The organism is Enterobacter sp. CC120223-11 (genome assembly GCF_900215375.1).
Lineage (GTDB): Bacteria > Pseudomonadota > Gammaproteobacteria > Enterobacterales > Enterobacteriaceae > Scandinavium.
This window is the reverse complement of record NZ_OBEF01000021.1, coordinates 42,197-59,529: the sequence shown is the minus strand read 5'-3', so window position 1 is coordinate 59,529 and position 17,333 is coordinate 42,197. Positions and strand designations below refer to the sequence as shown.

Genomic DNA, 17,333 nt, shown 5'->3' with positions numbered 1-17,333 from the left:
GTTTAGACGTCTAAGCGTCTTGATTGCCAAATACTAACATCGTGTTATAGTGGCAGCAACAACTGCATTACATTCGGGTAAAACGATAATGAGCACTAACCGGCTGATTCCGCAAAGCAAACTCCCCAACCTCGGCACCACCATTTTTACACAGATGAGCGCTCTGGCGCTGGAGCACAAGGCGATCAACCTGTCGCAGGGTTTTCCTGATTTCGATGGACCGCGCTTTTTACAGGAACGCCTGGCGCATCACGTTGCTCATGGCGCGAACCAGTATGCGCCGATGACGGGCGTGCCTGCTCTGCGCGAAGCCATTGCGGTGAAAACGGCTGAGCTTTACGGTTATGCGCCGGACGCGAATACCGACATCACCGTGACGGCGGGGGCGACTGAAGCGCTCTATGCGGCAATCACCGCGCTGGTGCGCGAAGGCGATGAGGTTATCTGTTTTGATCCGAGTTACGACAGCTACGCGCCCGCGGTGGAACTTTCCGGCGGCGTGCTGAAACGTATTGCGCTCCAGCCGCCGCATTTTCGCGTGGACTGGCAGGCGTTTGCGGCGCTGCTGAGCGACAAAACCCGGCTGGTTGTTCTCAATACGCCGCACAACCCGTCGGCAACGGTGTGGCAGAAAAGTGATTTCGACGCCCTGTGGCAGGTCATTGCTGAGCGTGAGATCTACGTCATCAGCGATGAGGTGTACGAGCACATCAGCTTTGCGCCAGAAGGCCACGCCAGCGTGCTGGCGCATCCGCAGCTGCGGGAACGTGCGGTGGCGGTCTCTTCGTTCGGTAAAACCTTCCATATGACTGGCTGGAAGGTGGGCTACTGCGTGGCGCCTGCTGAAATCAGCGCGGAGCTGCGCAAGGTTCACCAGTATCTGACGTTTGCGGTGAATACGCCCGCGCAGTTGGCGCTGGCGGATATGCTGCGCAGCCAGCCGGAACATTACCGCGAGCTACCCGAGTTCTACCGTGCGCGCCGGGATGTGTTTATCAACGCGCTGGCGAACAGTCGCCTGGAGATTCTGCCGTGCGAGGGAACCTATTTTCTGCTGGCCGACTACAGTGCGATATCCGATCTGGATGACGTGAGCTTTTGCCAGTGGCTGACCAAAGAAGTGGGCGTGGCGGCGATCCCGCTGTCGGTATTCTGCGCCGATCCTTTCCCGCACAAGCTGATTCGCCTGTGCTTTGCGAAGCAGGAATCGACGCTGCTGGCCGCCGCCGAACGGCTGTGCCAGCTGTAGCTATTTCACCGTCCAGGCTTCGGAAAATTGACGGTCGCTGAACATATCCAGCAGGCCGTTGATCTGCCGCAGCCTCAGCACTTCATCGGCGTCCATCCCCAGCTCCTCGCCGATTTTCTTGTCCGTCCAGCCGAGCTGCGCCAGCTCCCGAATGATGTCGGCCATCGCGTTGATCTGATGCCGCCCGCGCGCCCGGTTGTGGCGGATGGTGGAAGCCATGCGTCCGGACGTTCCGCTGGCCTCATTTTGCAGCACCGTAACTGGCAGATAGCCTTTCAGTTTCGACTTTAGCGCGCGCTTTGACGTGGCGAGCTGCTGGCGGTGAAAGCCATCGACAATTTCATAATGCTGATGTTCGGGGCTATGCACCACAATCGGCTGGGTAAAGCCGTCGGTTTCCAGCGATTTCAGCAGCAGTTTTTTCTCCGGCGGCGCGACGTTGTTGGGGTTGTAATCGTTGGGGGCAATCTGCTCCTGCCTGACCCACAGCACGCAGTCGACGGGCTGATCGCGAAACGGACTGGCCCGGTGCAACGCCAGACGAAACTGGTTAATGGCTTCAATACGATCGCCTTCCGGCAGACTTTCCAGCCAGGCGGTCATCTGCTCGATCATTTGCTGTTGCATAAAATGCCCCATTCCTGACGTTTTTTATTGATGCGTTTGTTGTAACGCGCATAGTGCAGCGACTTTGTCGGGCTGAATGAGAGCATCCGGCACCAGTAGTCGTTGTTTAATAACACCTTGCAGATACGCCGCCAGGAGGGAATATCCTTCGACGCGGTATCGCCGGGCTGAGTATCCGGCACATCCTCCATGCCCTGTTTCTGATACCAACGCAGATAAACGGCGATTTTATTGCGGTAGTGATTGGCGGTCGTCGGTGGCATGGTGTCGAGTAAAAACAGGGAGTAGGTTTTCCAGCTATGGCCTGCCGGTTTTTCCAGCTTACGATGTCCGTAAAACTGATTATCCTGCCCGGCATAGACTCCGCCGCAGTGAACACCGCCGACGCGCGCGCACATCGCAGCCCAGCGCTCCGGTTCCAGCACGTGATACAGCCACAGCCCCTGGCGCTGTTCCGGCCCGAACGGCTCGCAAATTCGCATGTAGCGCAGCGGAACACCAGCCTGAAACATCAGGTTATACAGCGGGTTATAAGACATGCCGCTGCGGGAAAACCACGTCCAGATATCCGCCGTTTTCCAGTCGTAAATCGGGTAAACGTACCAGGCGTGACCACCATGTGCGACGCTGGTCCAGGGCTTATCGTCGGCGAAGCGCAGCTTGCGCTGGGAGGCGATGGCTAAAAAGCGGGTGTAGGATTCGTCGGCACGAATGCCAATGGTGACCGCCGCCGGGCGTTTTTGAGAGAACCATTCGGCAAACTCCCGGACAAACTGCTCAAAGGAGATATTTTGCTGATAAAAAGGAAAGTAAGTGGGGTCGGTTATGGCATGTTCCGGCGGCTGTCGCACCCAGTGGGCGCCAGGCTCCCAGCATTGCCACTCGGGGGTGAACTGGGTCAGTGCATTGGGTGTGGTGAGCGGCAGCGCAACCCAATAAAAGGTGTCGATAACGTCAGCGTATTCCCGACGCATATTTTCACAATGCTCAATCGTGCTTGAAAACTGGGCCTCCCAGTCAATAAACAGGACGCTGAATTTTTTATTGAGCTTGCGGGCCAATTGGCCGGTTATATGCAACATGACCGTTGAATCTTTCCCGCCAGAAAAGGAGACGCACACACGGTCGAAATTGGTTAGCGTCCAGATAACTCTTTCTGTACTCGCCTCTATCACATTCTGTCCAAGCGTGACCTTATAGAGTGACATTCCGTTGCCTTTCGGTTTTATCTGATGGACTTTGAAAATAGACAAAATGCCACTTTAAGTAAATGGATATATTATCTTTATTGTCATATTTTTGATGGTTATTTTTGGGTCTTACTTATTGATTTTGTGAATTTATTGGGCAGGGAAAGAATTCTGTATTTAAGATAAATAAGATAAGGTCATTAAATCATAACCTTATCTCATGATTATTATTCGCCCATCATCGCTTTCAGATTTTCATCGTCGGGCAAGCCGACCACCTGCTGCAGAATATTGTCCTTGTTCAGATAATATATTGCGGGGGTGGCGTTCGCGCCTAACGCATCCATCAGTTTCTGATTGGTGTTTAATATTTCCATCTGCGCGGGTGGAACTGACGCCGGTATATTCAGCTGCAGCTTGCCGCCTGATTCTTCATAATCGTGCCAGGTTTTTTGGGGATCCTGACTGGTCAGAATCGCGGCAGCAGTGGCCGGGCTTTCGGGTTTAATGACGCCAACCATCAGCGTGCGAAGCTGCACTTTGCCAGATTCCACCCACGGGCGGGCCTGCTTCCAGAACTGTTTGCAATATGGGCAGTACGGATCGGCAAAAACATACACCACGCGCGGTGCGGATTTTTTGCCATCGAGGATCCAGTGCGCCTTCTCCATTTGCTGCCACAGCTCTCGTCCGGCAGGGGCGTAAATCTCTTTCTGAATGATCTGCTCGCTGAGGTTGGTGCCTTTTTCATCGTACATGTAGCCCGAAATGGCGTGCTTGCCGTCTGGCGTGAGGTAAATGGTGACGCCCATATCCTGATATTTGCCGAGCCAGCCTTTCATCCCGCCGGGCGCATCAAAGGATTTGATTATCGTAATGCCTTGTTTCTCGACCGCTTTTACAGGGGCGGGCAGCTCTTCGGCGGAGGCCATCAGCGGCGCAAGCGTGAGCAGGAGAGTGAGTTTTCGCATAGCAACTCCTTGTAAAATAAAGGGTGAGGGCAGGTGTTCGGCATAGCCTATCACAACCATAGAGAAGACCCCGCCGTGGCGCAATTGCGATCGCGCCAGGCGAGTGCTCTAATCCCTTCCGCTGTTACGGCCTTTTGAAGGTATGTAGAGCGCAACGCACGCCAGCTTGCTGGCACTGGATCTCTTTGAGACGCCAGGTAACGGGGCCGCCTGAAAAGGTGGCCTTTTTACGTTCTGGCTATCAGTACCGTTGGGTTTGGCAGGTAACGCCGATTGATTTGATAAAGCAAACGCATTGGCTCAATCACGTCAGGTTGGTTACCTTAGCCCTCAACGACAACACGGAGGAAGTACAGATGTCTTTAATTAACACCAAAATCAAACCTTTCAAAAACCAGGCTTTCAAAAACGGCGAATTCGTAGAAGTCACTGAGAAAGACACCGAAGGTCGCTGGAGCGTGTTCTTCTTCTACCCGGCTGACTTCACCTTCGTTTGCCCGACCGAACTGGGCGACGTGGCAGACCATCACGAAGAGTTGCAGAAGCTGGGCGTGGACGTGTATTCCGTATCTACCGATACCCACTTCACCCACAAAGCGTGGCACGGCAGCTCTGAAACCATCGCAAAAATCAAATATGCAATGATCGGTGACCCGACTGGCGCCCTGACCCGTAACTTCGACAACATGCGTGAAGACGAAGGCCTGGCCGACCGCGCTACCTTCGTTGTTGACCCGCAGGGCATCATTCAAGCCATTGAAGTTACCGCTGAAGGCATCGGCCGCGACGCGTCTGACCTGCTACGTAAAGTGAAAGCGGCTCAGTACGTGGCTTCCCACCCAGGCGAAGTGTGCCCGGCGAAGTGGAAAGAAGGTGAAGCGACCCTGGCTCCATCCCTGGACCTGGTTGGCAAAATCTAAGTCTTTACTGCCCGGCGGCGCTGCGCTTGCACGGGCAATCAACGGGTGTTTCGACACCCGTTTTCATTCAAACCCCATGATGCAAGCCGCATTCAGGCAACCGCGAGGCCGCTTGCATGATGACGTTTTAAGAGAGGGATAACGAGATGCTCGACGCAAACATGAAAACCCAGCTCAGGGCCTACCTTGAGAAACTGACCAAACCTGTTGAGCTGATTGCCACGCTGGACGACAGCGCGAAATCGGCAGAGATCAAGGAACTGCTGGCGGAGATAGCCGAGCTTTCATCGAAAGTGACGTTCAAAGAAGACAACTCGCTGGCCGTGCGCAAACCGTCATTCCTGATTACCAACCCGGGTGCCACCCAGGGGCCACGTTTTGCGGGCTCTCCGCTGGGCCATGAGTTTACCTCTCTGGTGCTGGCGCTGCTGTGGACCGGCGGCCATCCGTCGAAAGAAGCGCAATCCATGCTGGAGCAAATCCGCGATCTGGACGGCGACTTCGAGTTTGAAACCTACTACTCACTTTCCTGCCACAACTGCCCGGACGTGGTGCAGGCGCTGAACCTGATGGCGGTGCTGAACCCGCGCATTAAGCACACCGCAATTGACGGTGGCGTGTTCCAGAATGAAATCACCGACCGCAACGTAATGGGCGTTCCAGCTGTATTCGTGAACGGCAAAGAGTTCGGTCAGGGCCGTATGACCCTGGCGGAAATCGTCGCGAAAGTGGATACCGGTGCAGAAAAACGTGCGGCGGAAGAGCTGAACAAACGTGATGTTTATGACGTGCTGATTGTCGGCTCCGGCCCGGCAGGCGCGGCGGCAGCGGTCTATTCCGCACGCAAAGGTATTCGTACCGGCCTGATGGGTGAACGCTTCGGCGGCCAGGTGCTGGACACCGTGGACATCGAAAACTACATCTCAGTCCCGAAAACCGAAGGCCAGAAGCTGGCAGGCGCGCTGAAGCAGCACGTTTCGGATTACGATGTGGACGTGATTGATTCCCAGAGCGCCAGCAGGCTGACGCCAGCGGCAACCGAAGGTGGGCTGCATCAGATTGAAACCGCCTCAGGCGCAGTGCTGAAAGCACGCAGCATCATCATTGCGACGGGTGCGAAATGGCGCAACATGAACGTGCCGGGCGAAGATCAGTACCGCACCAAAGGCGTGACCTACTGCCCACACTGCGACGGCCCGCTGTTCAAGGGCAAGCGCGTGGCGGTTGTCGGCGGCGGTAACTCCGGCGTGGAAGCGGCTATCGACCTGGCGGGTATCGTTGAGCACGTGACGCTGCTGGAATTCGCACCTGAAATGAAGGCCGACCAGGTGTTGCAGGACAAAGTTCGCAGCCTGAAAAACGTCGATATCATTCTGAATGCGCAAACCACCGAAGTGAAAGGCGACGGCAGCAAAGTGGTTGGCCTCGACTACCGTGACCGCGTGAGCGGCGATGCGCACCATGTCGAGCTGTCCGGTATTTTTGTGCAGATTGGTCTGCTGCCAAACACCACCTGGCTGGAAGGCGCGATTGAACGCAACCGCATGGGCGAGATCATCATTGATGCCAAATGCGAAACCAGCGTCAAAGGCGTGTTCGCGGCGGGCGATTGCACCACCGTGCCGTACAAGCAAATTATTATCGCCACGGGCGAGGGCGCGAAGGCTTCCCTGAGTTCGTTCGATTACCTGATACGCACCAAAACGGCGTAGTTCAAAAAAAAGAAGACACACCTGCAATGTGAAGAGGCTACCGAAAGGTAGCCTCTTTTTTTGTTTCAGCGCATTGCCGGGTAGCCGATCGCCTGGCGGCGCTGCGGTTGCACAGGCCTACAAAACCCGTAGGCCGGGAAAGCGAAGCGCCTCCCGGCAAGACGTCACCGCACCACCAGCACCGGGATATGGGCATGGCGAATCACGCTGGAAGCATTTGAACCCAGCAGATGGGTGGCGATGGACGGGTTACGCGAACCGATCACCACCACGTCGGCGTGCAGCTCTTCGGCAAGCTCGTTCACCACGTCGCGCACGTTGCCCATCAGCACGTGCATTTTGATGCGCGAAGGGTCGATGCTGAAGTGCTCCACCATGGTTTTAAGGCGCGTTTCCGCCTCCTGATGCAGATGTTCTTCGAAGCGACGAAGGTCGGCGGCAAAGCGGCTCATGGTCAGGCTCGCTGAACCGGGCAGGACGTGCAAAAGGTGGATAATGCCTTCTTTCTGAGCGAGAAACTCCGCATGACGAACGGCCTTGTCGCTCAGCGCCATTTCAAAGACGTCCACCGGCATAATGATCGTGTTGTACATATGAAATCCTCCTCCATGTGATTGATATCTTAATAGAAGCATATCCGGCGAAGAATTTATGACATTCAGGTCGCAAATATCGGTAACGCGGCGCAAAGAGAGGGTAAAGTTTTGTCGGACGGGATACTGAAAGAGGATGTGGGAACATCCTCTGTAATCGGCGGGTTAGCGGCGATCAGCGGTGAAATTCACCGGCGGCTTCGGGCTGGTAGATAAGCTCCAGCACTTCCAGGTGTGTTTCGGTGCCGTTTGGCAGCGTCCAGTGGATGGCATCACCCGCGCGCAGGCCAAGCAGTGCCGCACCGACGGGAGCCAGCACGGAAAGCTGAGTGGCGCTGTCGGTCATGTTGGCCGGGAACACCAGCGTGCGCACGCGCTCTTCGTTGGTACTTAAATCACGGAAGCGAACCTGGCTGTTCATGCTCACCACGTTGTGCGGCATCTCCTGCGGCGAGCACATCTGCGCACGATCCAGTTCGTCATTCAGCGCCTGAGCGACCGGGGAGTTCGCCCATTCTGGTTTCTCGAGAAGCCGGTCAATGCGTTCAGCATCAAACTCATTAATGATAATGGCGGGTCTGGTCATTGGTTACTCCATGTTTTTCCAGGGACCTGTATCCAAAAGAAAACCCTCGTCGTGCAGGACGAGGGTTTAGGGTCCGATCATCATACTGGCTGTGGTCGGATCTTTGAAGTGATTTAGCTCACATTAGAAGATCAGGCTACCAATCAGCGCGAAGATGAACGCCAGACCGCCGAGCAGAGTTTCCATGACCGTCCAGGTTTTCAGCGTGGTCTTCTCATCCATTTCCAGGAAGCGGCCGACCAGCCAGAAACCGGAGTCGTTGACGTGAGACAGTACCGTTGCGCCACCGGCAATGGCAACCACGATAAAGCACAAATCGAGCTGACTGATACCTGTGGAGGCATGCACCATCGGGGCGACCAGCGCGGCGGTGGTAGTCAGGGCAACGGTTGCTGAACCCTGCGCGACGCGAAGCGCGGTGGCAATGACGAACGCCGCCACAATGATTGGCATGCCCGTGTCTGAGAGTACCCCCGCCAGCGCATCGCCGATGCCGCTTGCGCGAAGTACGCCACCGAACATGCCGCCTGCGCCAGTGACCAGAATGATCCCGCAGATTGGCCCTAACGCGCCGTCACAGATTTTTTCGAGGTGCTTCAGGCTGTGCTGACGGCTGAACACCATCAACGCGAAGAACACGGTAATCAGCAGTGCGACAGGGGTTTTACCCAGCATACGCAGGAAGTTAACCAGCGTGTCGTCCTTCGCCACCCAGCCCAGTACGATGGCAGTGTTGAGGCCGGTTTCGAGGAAAATCAGGACCAGCGGCATCAGCAAAATGGTCAGCACCATGCCGAATGAAGGCGGCTTATGGTTCGGATCCGCATCTACAGCGCCCAGGAAAGAGGAGGGCAGCTTGATGTCGAATTTTTTGCCCGCATAGAGGCCATACAGATACGCGCCGATATACCAGGTTGGCAGGGCGATAATCAGGCCAACGATCACCAGCAGGCCGATGTTGGCACCGAGCAGTTCAGACGCGGCTACCGGGCCTGGATGCGGCGGCACCAGCGCATGCATGACCGCAAACGCACCCGCGGCAGGGAAGGCGTATTTCAGCGTAGAACCGCCAAATTGTTTGGCGACGCTGAAGATAATCGGCAGCATCACCACCAGACCGGCGTCGAAGAAGATGGGGAAGCCAAACAGCAGTGAGGCCACGCCCAGCGCGAACGGGGCACGATGGGCACCGAATTTGCCAATCAGCGTATCAGCCAGCACTTTCGCCCCGCCGGACACTTCAAGCAGGCGGCCTATCATGGCACCCAGCCCGACCAGCAGCGCCACGCCTGCCAGCGTACCACCGAAGCCCGTTAACAGGGTCGGCACCACTTTATCGAAAGGCACTTTCGTCAGCAGCGCCACCACAATACTGACCAGGGTCAGGGCCAGGAAGGCATGCACTTTGAAGCGCATGATTAACACCAGCAGTAGCAACACAGCGCCTGCGGCAATACCGAGCAGCGTTCCGGCTCCCAGTGCATTTGTCACGTCTGTCATCTTATTTTCCTCAGTCACCGGACAGATAAAGCGGGAGTGATAAGCGGGGGGACTCCCGTTGCGTATCACTGATACCGGTAACATGATACTGGTAACATGGCGGTGCTTGTAAATACGCCCAGACACATTTATTAACACTATGCGACAGGGCTCAAATATCCGGAAAATTTATCGCTACGGAGAAATATTGTGCGCAAAACGTGATCGCTTTCAAATCTGGCATATTCTTGATAAGCACCGCTGTGCCAATCGGCGACAGCCTTTTCGAGAAGCAGGAGATCCCATGAGTGGTTATGATGCATTGACCCTGAAAGATGGCAGTACGCTCCATTTCAAAGACTGGGGAAGCGGGCAGCCAGTGGTGTTCAGCCACGGCTGGCCACTGACGGCAGACGCCTTCGAAGATCAGATGCTGTTTTTAGGCAGCAAAGGTTACCGGGTGATTGCCCACGACCGGCGCGGCCATGGGCGCTCATCGCAGCCATGGGACGGCCACACGATGGATCAGTACGCCGACGATCTGGCGGAGCTGACGGCGCACCTGAATCTGAAGGATGCGGTTCACGTTGGCCACTCCACCGGCGGCGGCGAAGTGGCGCGCTATATTGGCCGTCACGGCACCTCGAGAGTGGCGAAAGCGGTGCTGATTGGCGCGGTCACGCCAATTATGGTGAAGACAGACTTTAACCCCAACGGCGTGCCCAAAGAAGTGTTCGACGGCATTCGTGAAGGTGTGGTGAAAGACCGCGGTGCGTTTTTCCATGAGCTGACGATGGCCTTCTATGGCTACAACCGTCCGGGCGCTGAGGTGTCGGAAGCGGTGCGGGCGGGCTTTGTCGCCCAGGGATTGCAGGGTTCCATCAAGGCACTTTACGACTGCGTTAAGGCGTTTTCTGAAACCGATCTGCGCGAGGATCTGAAGCGGATGACCATCCCGACGCTAGTGATTCACGGCGATGACGATCAGATTGTGCCGTTCGAAACCTGCGGCAAAGTGGCGGCGGAAATTCTGCCTGACGCACAGCTAAAAGTGTACGCGGGCGGCTCTCACGGCATCTGTACCACCCACAAGCAGCAAATTAACGAAGATCTGCTGGCCTTCCTGAAAGCCTGACCCGTTGCCCGGTACGTGACGTGCCGGGCATACAGCTTTTACGTCCTCGGGTTACACTTGCTCCTTTCGACTTTTCAGAGCCCGACGATGCCTTTCTCAGAACTGCCCGCCGACCGTCGTTTTTTTGCTGACCTGCTGAGCGGGCTGGTGCTCAACCCCCAGCGGCTTGGCCGTCTCTGGTTTGCCGGTGCGCCGAAAATGCTGCCAGCGGGCGCACTTTGCCTCGATATGCCGCGCCTTGAGATCGTGCTGCGGGGTGAATACGGCAACAGGCTCGATGAATCTCAGCGCCGTCTGGCGCAGGGTGAAATGCTGTTTATTCCGCCGCGCGCCGCGAACTTGCCTGAATTTACCCGTTCGGCGATGGTGCTCAGCATGGTATTTGCCCCGGCGTGGACCGGCATGGCGTTTTACGACAGCCGCCAGGGCGGCACGCCCGCACCGCTTCGCAAAATTGAGATCCCGCATCAGCAGCGTGGGGAGGGTGAAGCGATGCTCACCGCGCTGACGCTGCTGAGCCGCTCGCCGCAGGATCAGGAGATCATTCAGCCGCTGGCGCTGAGTTTCCTGCACCTGTGCCGCAAAAGCCTGCTGGCCCAGACGGATGCCACGCCTTCCCGCCCGCAGTTTCTCTACCAGAGTATCTGTAACTGGATCCAGGACAACTACGCCCGGCCGCTCACGCGGGAAGATGCCGCCGCCTTTTTCAACATTACGCCGAATCACCTTTCCCGCCTGTTCAGCCAGCAGGGCACCATGAGCTTTGTCGACTATTTACGTTGGGTGAGAATGGCGAAGGCGAGGATGATTTTGCAGAAGTACCAGCTGTCGATTGGCGACGTGGCGCTGCGCTGCGGCTACCCGGACGGCGACTATTTTGCTCGTCTGTTCCGGCGTCAGTTTGGCCTGACGCCGGGAGAGTATCGCGCGCGTTTCCAGTAAGCGCTTAGAAGACCAGTTCCCGGTTGAGCAGATCGAGAATGGCCTGTGCATCCCTGGCCTCCATCAGCGACTGGCGGAAGGCTTTGTTCACCAGCTTCCTCGCCAGCTGCGAAAAGACCTTCACGTGGTTGATGCCTTCATGCTCGCCGAGCGTCAGCATAATAACCAGCTCCACTTCACCCATCTCCGACTGCCAGTCTGTGAGTGCCGGAAGTCGTGCGATGCTGATGCTGGAATGGCGGATCCACGCTGATTTGGTGTGCGGAATCGCCACGCCAAACCCGACGCCGGTGGTGACAATCTCTTCGCGCTGCCAGATGTCTTCCTCAAGCTCCAGTGGATGCTCCGTGCGCCCGTTCGCCGCCAGGTTGCCGCACAGCAGCTGAATAATCTGCTCTTTGCGGTAAGGCTTATCGGTGAACAGGATGTTCTCCAGCGCCAGCAGCGGGCGCGCTTCCTCAAGCGGTGTGAACTCGCGCAGCAGGGTTTCAATCTCTTCGGCGCTGCGGCACTCGCAGGCTTTATCCGCAAGCTCCCGGCAGGCGTCGCTGTTGAGCTGACGCAGCAGGCTTTTTATCGCCGGAATGCGTGGTCCGCTCATGCTGAGTTCGTCGAGGCCAAGGCCGAGCATGAGCGGCAGATAACGGCTCTCGCCGCCCAGTTCGCCGCAGATGCCGACCCATTTTCCGTGACGATGCGCGACGGTGACAATCTGGCTCAGCATGCGCAGGAAGGAGGGCGTGATCGGGTTATAAAGCGGCGACACGCGCGGGTTGTTACGATCGACGGCGTAGAGGTACTGCGTCATGTCGTTGGAGCCGATGCTAAAGAAATCCACCTCGTCGCAGAAGTGATCGATGATGTAGCACACCGACGGCACCTCCACCATGATGCCAAGCGGCAGCGAGTTGGCGTAGCGCAGGCCTTCCGCCTGAAGCTCCGCTTTCACTTCCCTCAGCTGGCTTTTCACCCACAGGATCTGATCGAGGCTGTGGACCATCGGGATCATCAGCTGTGCGTTGCCCTGTGCGCCTGCCCGCAAAATGGCGCGCAGCTGAGTGCGGAACAGTCCGGCAAACTCCGGGTAGATGCGCACCGCGCGATAGCCGAGGAACGGGTTTTCCTCCTGCGGAATGTTCAGATAGTTCAGCTGCTTATCGCCGCCGATGTCCATGGTGCGGAAGATGACAGGCTTGTCGCCCGCCGCCAGCAGCACCTGCTGATAGGCTTCAAACTGCTCCTGCTCATCGGGTGCGGCCTGCCGGTCCATATAAAGCATTTCACTGCGGAACAGGCCGATGCCCTCCGCGCCTGACTCAAACGCGCCGGGTGCTTCCAGCGCGCTGCCGATATTGGCCGCTATCTCGAGCCGATGCCCATCGCGCGACAGCGCCGTCAGGGCGGCATCGCGGGTTTGACGCTCAACGCGTTTATCCGCCAGTTCGCGGGCCAGCCGGTAATAGCCCATCACCGCATCGTCGGGCTCCGGGACCAGCACGCCGCACTGGCCGTCAAGTACGGCCTGACGATGTTCAAGGGCGCTCAGCTCCGTCACGCTAAAGCCGCTCAGCACTGGAATGGACGAGGCGCGGGCGAGGATCAGCGTGTGCGAGGTGCGTCCTGTTTTCTCAAGCACCATGCCTTTGAGCTGGGTTAAATCGAGGCCCAGAAACTGGCTTGGCGTCAGATCTTCCGCCACCAGTAAGGTGGGTTGCGTCAGGCGCAGCATGTCCTGATTGCGGTATGCAGGCCAGGTGATGTGCAGCAGGCGCTCGCTGATGTCGCGAATGTCGCTGGCGCGCTCGCGCAGATAATCGCTGCTGGAAGCCAGCAATTTGGCGCAGATGGCTTCCATATTGTCGATGATCGCGGCAGCCAGCCCCTGCTTCTGGTCGCGCATCAGGCGGCGAATGTTGCTGGCAAACTCATCGTCCTGAATCAGCGACAGGTGGGCGCTGAGAATCGTTTTGCTTTCGCCATCGAGCAGACGCAGCTGCTGGTTCAGGCTGTCGGCAAGTTCTGCCAGGCTGTGTTCCAGGCGGGTCATATCTTCGGGGCTTGCCGGAATGGCGCGATAGCGCTCAAGGCTGTCGCTGCGCCAGAGGGTTATCGTCCCAAAGCCGATGCCGCTGGCCAGAATCGTGCCTGGCAGGATGTGCGGATGCAGCCGCGAGAGAGAACGGGGCAGGGGATGGCTCTGCGGAGCGGCGGCTGCCGGGAGTTCACTGTCGCTGTCGATAAAGTCTTTATCGAGCCAGCTTTCCAGGGCGCGGCGGGCCTGCTCTTCGTCGGGGCCGTAAATCTCCAGTGAGCAGCTGTCGTTAAACAGCGTTCCGGTGCTGACCAGCGCCAGCGAGCTTTTGGCGTCGGCGTGGCTGTTCAGGCGGTGATTGATGAAGCGGATATCGCTCCGCCACGCGCTGCATTGCTCCTTCAGCGCCCAGGCGGGGCGGGCATGAAGGCCGTTAGGCAGCGGGCAGAGAAAATCGAGAGTCAGCATAACAGCTCCTGTAAGCGCAAAATCAGCATCTGAAGTCCGTCAGATGAGAAACGGTTTTGGCATTCACGTCATGAAGCAGGGCCACCAGCAGCTGGTGGGTTAAATCAATATCACCCACGTCGGCGATAGACGCCGCGCAGTGTCCGTGGCGGGTTGGCGGGCCCAGCACCACCGTCGGGATCCCGGTGCCGCTCAGGTGGACCGCGCCGCCATCGGTACCGCCGTTGCTGAACATATCCCGTTGCAGAGCGATGGCATGGCGGGCGGCGGTTTCTTCGACCCACGCGCTGAGCTTCGGCGGGGCGATCAGCGTTTTGTCGTACATCACCAGCATCGGGCCTTCGCCCGTCTGGCGGTGATTGTCGCTGCCGTAATCAAAGTTTTTCGCCCAGCAGGCGGTGTCGAGCACGAGGGCCAGATCCGGGTTTACCTTGCGGGTGGCGGTTTGCCCACCGCGCAGGCCCACTTCTTCACTGGAGCTGGCGACCAGCCACACTTCGGCGTTGAGCGGGGTGGCATGCAGCTCCCGCAGCAGGCTGAGCAAAAGATAGCAGCCGAGCCGATCGTCAAAGGCTTTGCCCATCACGCGGTTGTGCGGCAGTTCGGTGAAAGAGGTGGCGAAGGTCACACGATCGCCGGGCTCGACGCCTGCTTCAGCCACTTCATCAGCGCTGCATGCGCCGATATCAACCCGTAGCTTTGTGACGTCGCTGCCGTGGCGCTCGCCGTCGAGTAACCCCTGAATTTTGTGACCCGTTCGGGTGGTGATGCGTACGAGCTGAAGTTCGCGAGCGGTCATCCTGACGTTTCCAATGGGGATAACGTCAATCGCGCCTTCGCGCGAAATGCTACGCACCATAAAGCCGACTTCATCCATGTGTGCGCAGACCATCACCTTCGGGCCTGCGCTTTCGTTGAGGCGGATAAGCACCGAGCCGAGACCGTCGAACTGCACCTCTTTGCCAAATGCTGCGGCTTCCCGCAGCAAAATTTGCCGGACTTCCTGCTCGGAGGCTGCGATGGCATCGGCCTCGCTTAGCGCCTTCAGTAATGCGATATCCATCAATTGTCTCCCGTCAGCAGCAGGGTTTTTGGCATCTGATACAGCACTTCAGCCCCGGTTTCGGTCACGAGGATCACGTCTTCAATCCGCACGCCACCCTCGCCATCGAGATAAATACCAGGCTCTACGGTCAGTAGCATGCCCGGGCGCAGCAGCGTGTTATCCGTTGGTGAGAAGCGCGGATCTTCGTGAACGTCAATGCCGATGGCGTGCCCGGTGTTGTGCCCGAAGTTCGGGCCGTAACCTGCGTGGGAGATGTGTTCCCTTGCGGCGGCATCCACGGTGTGGCAGGCAACGCCGGGGCGAATGGCGGCAATGGCGGCCAGCTGTGCTTCCAGCACGGTCTGATACATCGCAAAAAGTGGCGACTCTTCCGGCCGCTCGTAGCGACCCGCCACCAGGAAGGTGCGGGTCATGTCGGAACAATAACCCTGGTATTGGGCGCCAAAATCGAGGGTCACCAGCTCACCCGCGACGATAACTTTCTCGGACGCCTTGCCGTGGGGCAGCGCGCCGCGAGGGCCGCTGGCGACGATGGTATCGAATGAGGGTTTCTCTGCCCCCTGTTGTTTCATAAACCATTCCAGCTCGGCCGCCACTTCGCGTTCGCGCAGGCCTGGCTGAATAAAGCGACGGATATGGCTGGCGGCGGCATCGGCTATTCGGCATGCTTCGCAAATTAGCGCGATTTCATTGGCGGTTTTCACCTGACGCAAAGGCTCCAGCGATACGCTGACCAACTCCGGACGCAGGGCTTCACGCCATGCATTCCCGCTCTGCCAGCTCACGTGTTCGCCCTCAAAACCAATGCGTTGCAGGCCTTCTTCCGTGGCAATCTGGTTGACGATATCCGCCATTGGCCGCGTGCTTTCCAGCCGATGAAGCTGATAGCCCTGCGTGCGGGCAGCGATTTCACCGTAATAGCGAAAATCTACCAGGATGTGCGCGTGTTGCCTTGTTACCAGCACGAAACCAGAGCTGCTCGAAAAGCCAAAGTGCGGCAGCTTGTTTTGCCGGGAGGATATGAGCATCGCGTCGGTGCGCTGCTGCATCATCCTGTCGCGGATTGCCGTCAGAATTGCCATATCCGTCTTTCCTCTCAAATGCCGTCGATAGCCAGTTTGCCGCGCTTGTGCATGCCGTTACGGATAAGCACCACCAGCAGCGCCGTGATGATTGCCCCGACCGCAATGCCCGCCATATACCCGCCAAGATTGCTGACCAGCGGCCAGGCCCAGATGGCGGATTCCGGGAACCACTGCACGGCCCCGAACGCGGTGGCGGTCATCGCCCCGGCAATCGCGCCGACCATGTAGGCAGGCAGCGTCGCAATTGGGTTCTCCAGCAGGAACGGAATCGCCCCTTCGCTGATGCCCATAAACGCCAGGAACATCGCCGTTTTCCCCTGTGGATAGAGCTGCGGGCTGAACAGACGTTTGCCGGTCAGGCGGTGGTCAATCAGCGTGGCGAGGCCCAGGCCAATCGGTGGGATGACGATGGCGACGGCACGGGAAGTAATTGGCAGCACGTGATCGGTGGTGAAACCGAGTGCCACAAAGCCAGCCGCTTTGTTTATTGGACCGCCAAGGTCAACCGCCGTGGCGGCCGCCATGCCGATGGCATACATCATTGAACCTGCCTGGCCTGCTGCCAGCAGCAGCGTGCGCATCCCACCGTTTAGCCAGCCGCCAATCGGTGTGATGATGTAATACATCGCCAACATCACGAACAGCGCGGAGAGAATCGGGATCAGGAAGGTGCTTTTGAACGCCAGCAGATACTGTGGCACAGAGATTTTCGCGTTCAGCCATTTGACCAGGTAGCCTGCCGCAATGGCGATGATCAGCGCGCCAATAAAGGTGGAAGGCACGGGCTTAGTGGCAAGCCAGCTCAGTTTTTCCGGGTCGAAGTTCAGCACCAGCGTTGGCTGCGTGGCGACCAGGCCGCCGATAAAGCCCGCCGGGAACGCCAGTTTACCGCCGATGGAGTTGGCGACAAAGGCTGAAAACATCGGGATAGCGAAGCTGAACAGCAGCCCGCCGAAGGATTCCGTCAGGTAGCCAAACTTCAGCACCGACAGGTTGAAGCCGGTAAATTTACCGGAGTTCAGGGCGTCGAGAATGCCGGTATCCGGCGGGATCTCCAGCCAGACGTAGGCGATCAGCTGCGATATGGCGAGGATCACCCCGCCCATGATTAAGGTGGGTACCATGCGGGAAATACCCGACATGATGTGCTGCGGGAGCTCTTTCCAGAAGGCAGAACCAGATTCTACGGGCGCTGTTGCCAGCGCAATGGCTTCGCCGTCAGACGAAGCAGGACGAATGGCACTGCGTTTTTTTATTGCCATTTCATACACCCTTGCG

15 protein-coding genes are annotated in these 17,333 nt (G+C 57.7%); 5 read left to right on the top strand and 10 right to left on the bottom strand.

Annotated elements, in window-relative coordinates; translation table 11 throughout:
• Positions 1-88 precede the first annotated feature (88 nt).
• A complete protein-coding gene (locus tag CRO87_RS19760) occupies positions 89-1,249 on the top strand; it encodes a pyridoxal phosphate-dependent aminotransferase (protein ID WP_097164633.1) in 1,161 nt (386 codons plus the stop codon).
• Here CRO87_RS19760 and CRO87_RS19755 read toward each other — a convergent pair whose 3' ends face one another.
• The 3 genes from CRO87_RS19755 to dsbG all read right to left on the bottom strand — a co-directional run bounded on the left by CRO87_RS19755 (position 1,250) and on the right by dsbG (position 4,037).
• The gene (locus CRO87_RS19755; protein ID WP_097164632.1) at positions 1,250-1,876 is read right to left on the bottom strand and encodes a ParB/RepB/Spo0J family partition protein; all 627 of its coding nucleotides are present in this window, start codon (positions 1,874-1,876) and stop codon (positions 1,250-1,252) included.
• Entirely contained in the window at positions 1,861-3,084 is a 1,224-nt protein-coding gene (locus tag CRO87_RS19750) for a phosphoadenosine phosphosulfate reductase (RefSeq protein ID WP_097164631.1), read from the bottom strand. The genes CRO87_RS19755 and CRO87_RS19750 overlap by 16 nt, the downstream gene beginning before the upstream one ends.
• 209 nt (positions 3,085-3,293) lie before the next feature.
• Positions 3,294-4,037, bottom strand: coding sequence for a thiol:disulfide interchange protein DsbG (gene dsbG / locus CRO87_RS19745; protein ID WP_097164630.1), 744 nt, complete (start codon positions 4,035-4,037; stop codon positions 3,294-3,296).
• 356 nt (positions 4,038-4,393) lie between these two features.
• Here dsbG and ahpC point away from each other — a divergent pair, with 356 nt between their 5' ends.
• Positions 4,394-4,957 (top strand): alkyl hydroperoxide reductase subunit C, encoded by a 564-nt coding sequence (gene ahpC, locus CRO87_RS19740; protein WP_097164629.1) that lies wholly within the window; start codon positions 4,394-4,396, stop codon positions 4,955-4,957.
• 146 nt (positions 4,958-5,103) lie between these two features.
• Complete coding sequence (gene ahpF / locus CRO87_RS19735) at positions 5,104-6,669, top strand: alkyl hydroperoxide reductase subunit F (RefSeq protein WP_097164628.1); 1,566 nt, start codon at positions 5,104-5,106, stop codon at positions 6,667-6,669.
• 164 nt (positions 6,670-6,833) lie between these two features.
• On the opposite strand, the gene uspG is transcribed toward ahpF, so the two are convergent.
• The 3 genes from uspG to CRO87_RS19720 all read right to left on the bottom strand — a co-directional run bounded on the left by uspG (position 6,834) and on the right by CRO87_RS19720 (position 9,348).
• Entirely contained in the window at positions 6,834-7,262 is a 429-nt protein-coding gene (uspG, locus tag CRO87_RS19730) for a universal stress protein UspG (protein WP_097164627.1), read from the bottom strand.
• Positions 7,263-7,437: 175 nt separating this feature from the next.
• Complete coding sequence (rnk, locus tag CRO87_RS19725; protein ID WP_097164626.1) at positions 7,438-7,848, bottom strand: nucleoside diphosphate kinase regulator; 411 nt, start codon at positions 7,846-7,848, stop codon at positions 7,438-7,440.
• Between the two features lie 123 nt (positions 7,849-7,971).
• On the bottom strand, positions 7,972-9,348 hold the full coding sequence (locus CRO87_RS19720) for a GntP family permease (protein ID WP_097164625.1): 1,377 nt from the start codon (positions 9,346-9,348) through the stop codon (positions 7,972-7,974).
• A 283-nt stretch (positions 9,349-9,631) separates the two neighbouring features.
• On the opposite strand from CRO87_RS19720, the gene CRO87_RS19715 reads away from it, so the two are divergent.
• Complete coding sequence (locus CRO87_RS19715) at positions 9,632-10,462, top strand: alpha/beta fold hydrolase (protein ID WP_097164624.1); 831 nt, start codon at positions 9,632-9,634, stop codon at positions 10,460-10,462.
• 87 nt (positions 10,463-10,549) lie between these two features.
• Entirely contained in the window at positions 10,550-11,404 is an 855-nt protein-coding gene (locus CRO87_RS19710; protein WP_097164623.1) for an AraC family transcriptional regulator, read from the top strand.
• Positions 11,405-11,408: 4 nt separating this feature from the next.
• On the opposite strand, the gene ptsP is transcribed toward CRO87_RS19710, so the two are convergent.
• Genes ptsP through CRO87_RS19690 form a run of 4 tightly spaced genes read right to left on the bottom strand, consistent with a single transcriptional unit; the run spans position 11,409 to position 17,317 of the window.
• On the bottom strand, positions 11,409-13,904 hold the full coding sequence (gene ptsP / locus CRO87_RS19705; RefSeq protein ID WP_097164622.1) for a phosphoenolpyruvate--protein phosphotransferase: 2,496 nt from the start codon (positions 13,902-13,904) through the stop codon (positions 11,409-11,411).
• Positions 13,905-13,926: 22 nt separating this feature from the next.
• A complete protein-coding gene (gene ypdE, locus CRO87_RS19700) occupies positions 13,927-14,967 on the bottom strand; it encodes an aminopeptidase (protein WP_097164621.1) in 1,041 nt (346 codons plus the stop codon).
• Complete coding sequence (gene ypdF / locus CRO87_RS19695) at positions 14,967-16,052, bottom strand: aminopeptidase (RefSeq protein WP_097164620.1); 1,086 nt, start codon at positions 16,050-16,052, stop codon at positions 14,967-14,969. The genes ypdE and ypdF overlap by 1 nt, the downstream gene beginning before the upstream one ends.
• A gap of 14 nt (positions 16,053-16,066) precedes the next feature.
• On the bottom strand, positions 16,067-17,317 hold the full coding sequence (locus tag CRO87_RS19690) for a PTS fructose transporter subunit IIC (RefSeq protein WP_097164619.1): 1,251 nt from the start codon (positions 17,315-17,317) through the stop codon (positions 16,067-16,069).
• Positions 17,318-17,333: the final 16 nt, after the last annotated feature.

Coding starts and splice junctions, on each gene's coding strand:
- ahpC (WP_097164629.1), top strand. CDS start 4,394: ATGTCTTTAATTAACACCAAAATCAAACCTTTCAAAAACCAGGCTTTC.
- ypdF (WP_097164620.1), bottom strand. CDS start 16,052: ATGGCAATTCTGACGGCAATCCGCGACAGGATGATGCAGCAGCGCACC.
- rnk (WP_097164626.1), bottom strand. CDS start 7,848: ATGACCAGACCCGCCATTATCATTAATGAGTTTGATGCTGAACGCATT.
- uspG (WP_097164627.1), bottom strand. CDS start 7,262: ATGTACAACACGATCATTATGCCGGTGGACGTCTTTGAAATGGCGCTG.
- CRO87_RS19750 (WP_097164631.1), bottom strand. CDS start 3,084: ATGTCACTCTATAAGGTCACGCTTGGACAGAATGTGATAGAGGCGAGT.
- CRO87_RS19755 (WP_097164632.1), bottom strand. CDS start 1,876: ATGCAACAGCAAATGATCGAGCAGATGACCGCCTGGCTGGAAAGTCTG.
- dsbG (WP_097164630.1), bottom strand. CDS start 4,037: ATGCGAAAACTCACTCTCCTGCTCACGCTTGCGCCGCTGATGGCCTCC.
- CRO87_RS19715 (WP_097164624.1), top strand. CDS start 9,632: ATGAGTGGTTATGATGCATTGACCCTGAAAGATGGCAGTACGCTCCAT.
- CRO87_RS19710 (WP_097164623.1), top strand. CDS start 10,550: ATGCCTTTCTCAGAACTGCCCGCCGACCGTCGTTTTTTTGCTGACCTG.
- ahpF (WP_097164628.1), top strand. CDS start 5,104: ATGCTCGACGCAAACATGAAAACCCAGCTCAGGGCCTACCTTGAGAAA.
- CRO87_RS19720 (WP_097164625.1), bottom strand. CDS start 9,348: ATGACAGACGTGACAAATGCACTGGGAGCCGGAACGCTGCTCGGTATT.
- CRO87_RS19690 (WP_097164619.1), bottom strand. CDS start 17,317: ATGGCAATAAAAAAACGCAGTGCCATTCGTCCTGCTTCGTCTGACGGC.
- ptsP (WP_097164622.1), bottom strand. CDS start 13,904: ATGCTGACTCTCGATTTTCTCTGCCCGCTGCCTAACGGCCTTCATGCC.
- CRO87_RS19760 (WP_097164633.1), top strand. CDS start 89: ATGAGCACTAACCGGCTGATTCCGCAAAGCAAACTCCCCAACCTCGGC.
- ypdE (WP_097164621.1), bottom strand. CDS start 14,967: ATGGATATCGCATTACTGAAGGCGCTAAGCGAGGCCGATGCCATCGCA.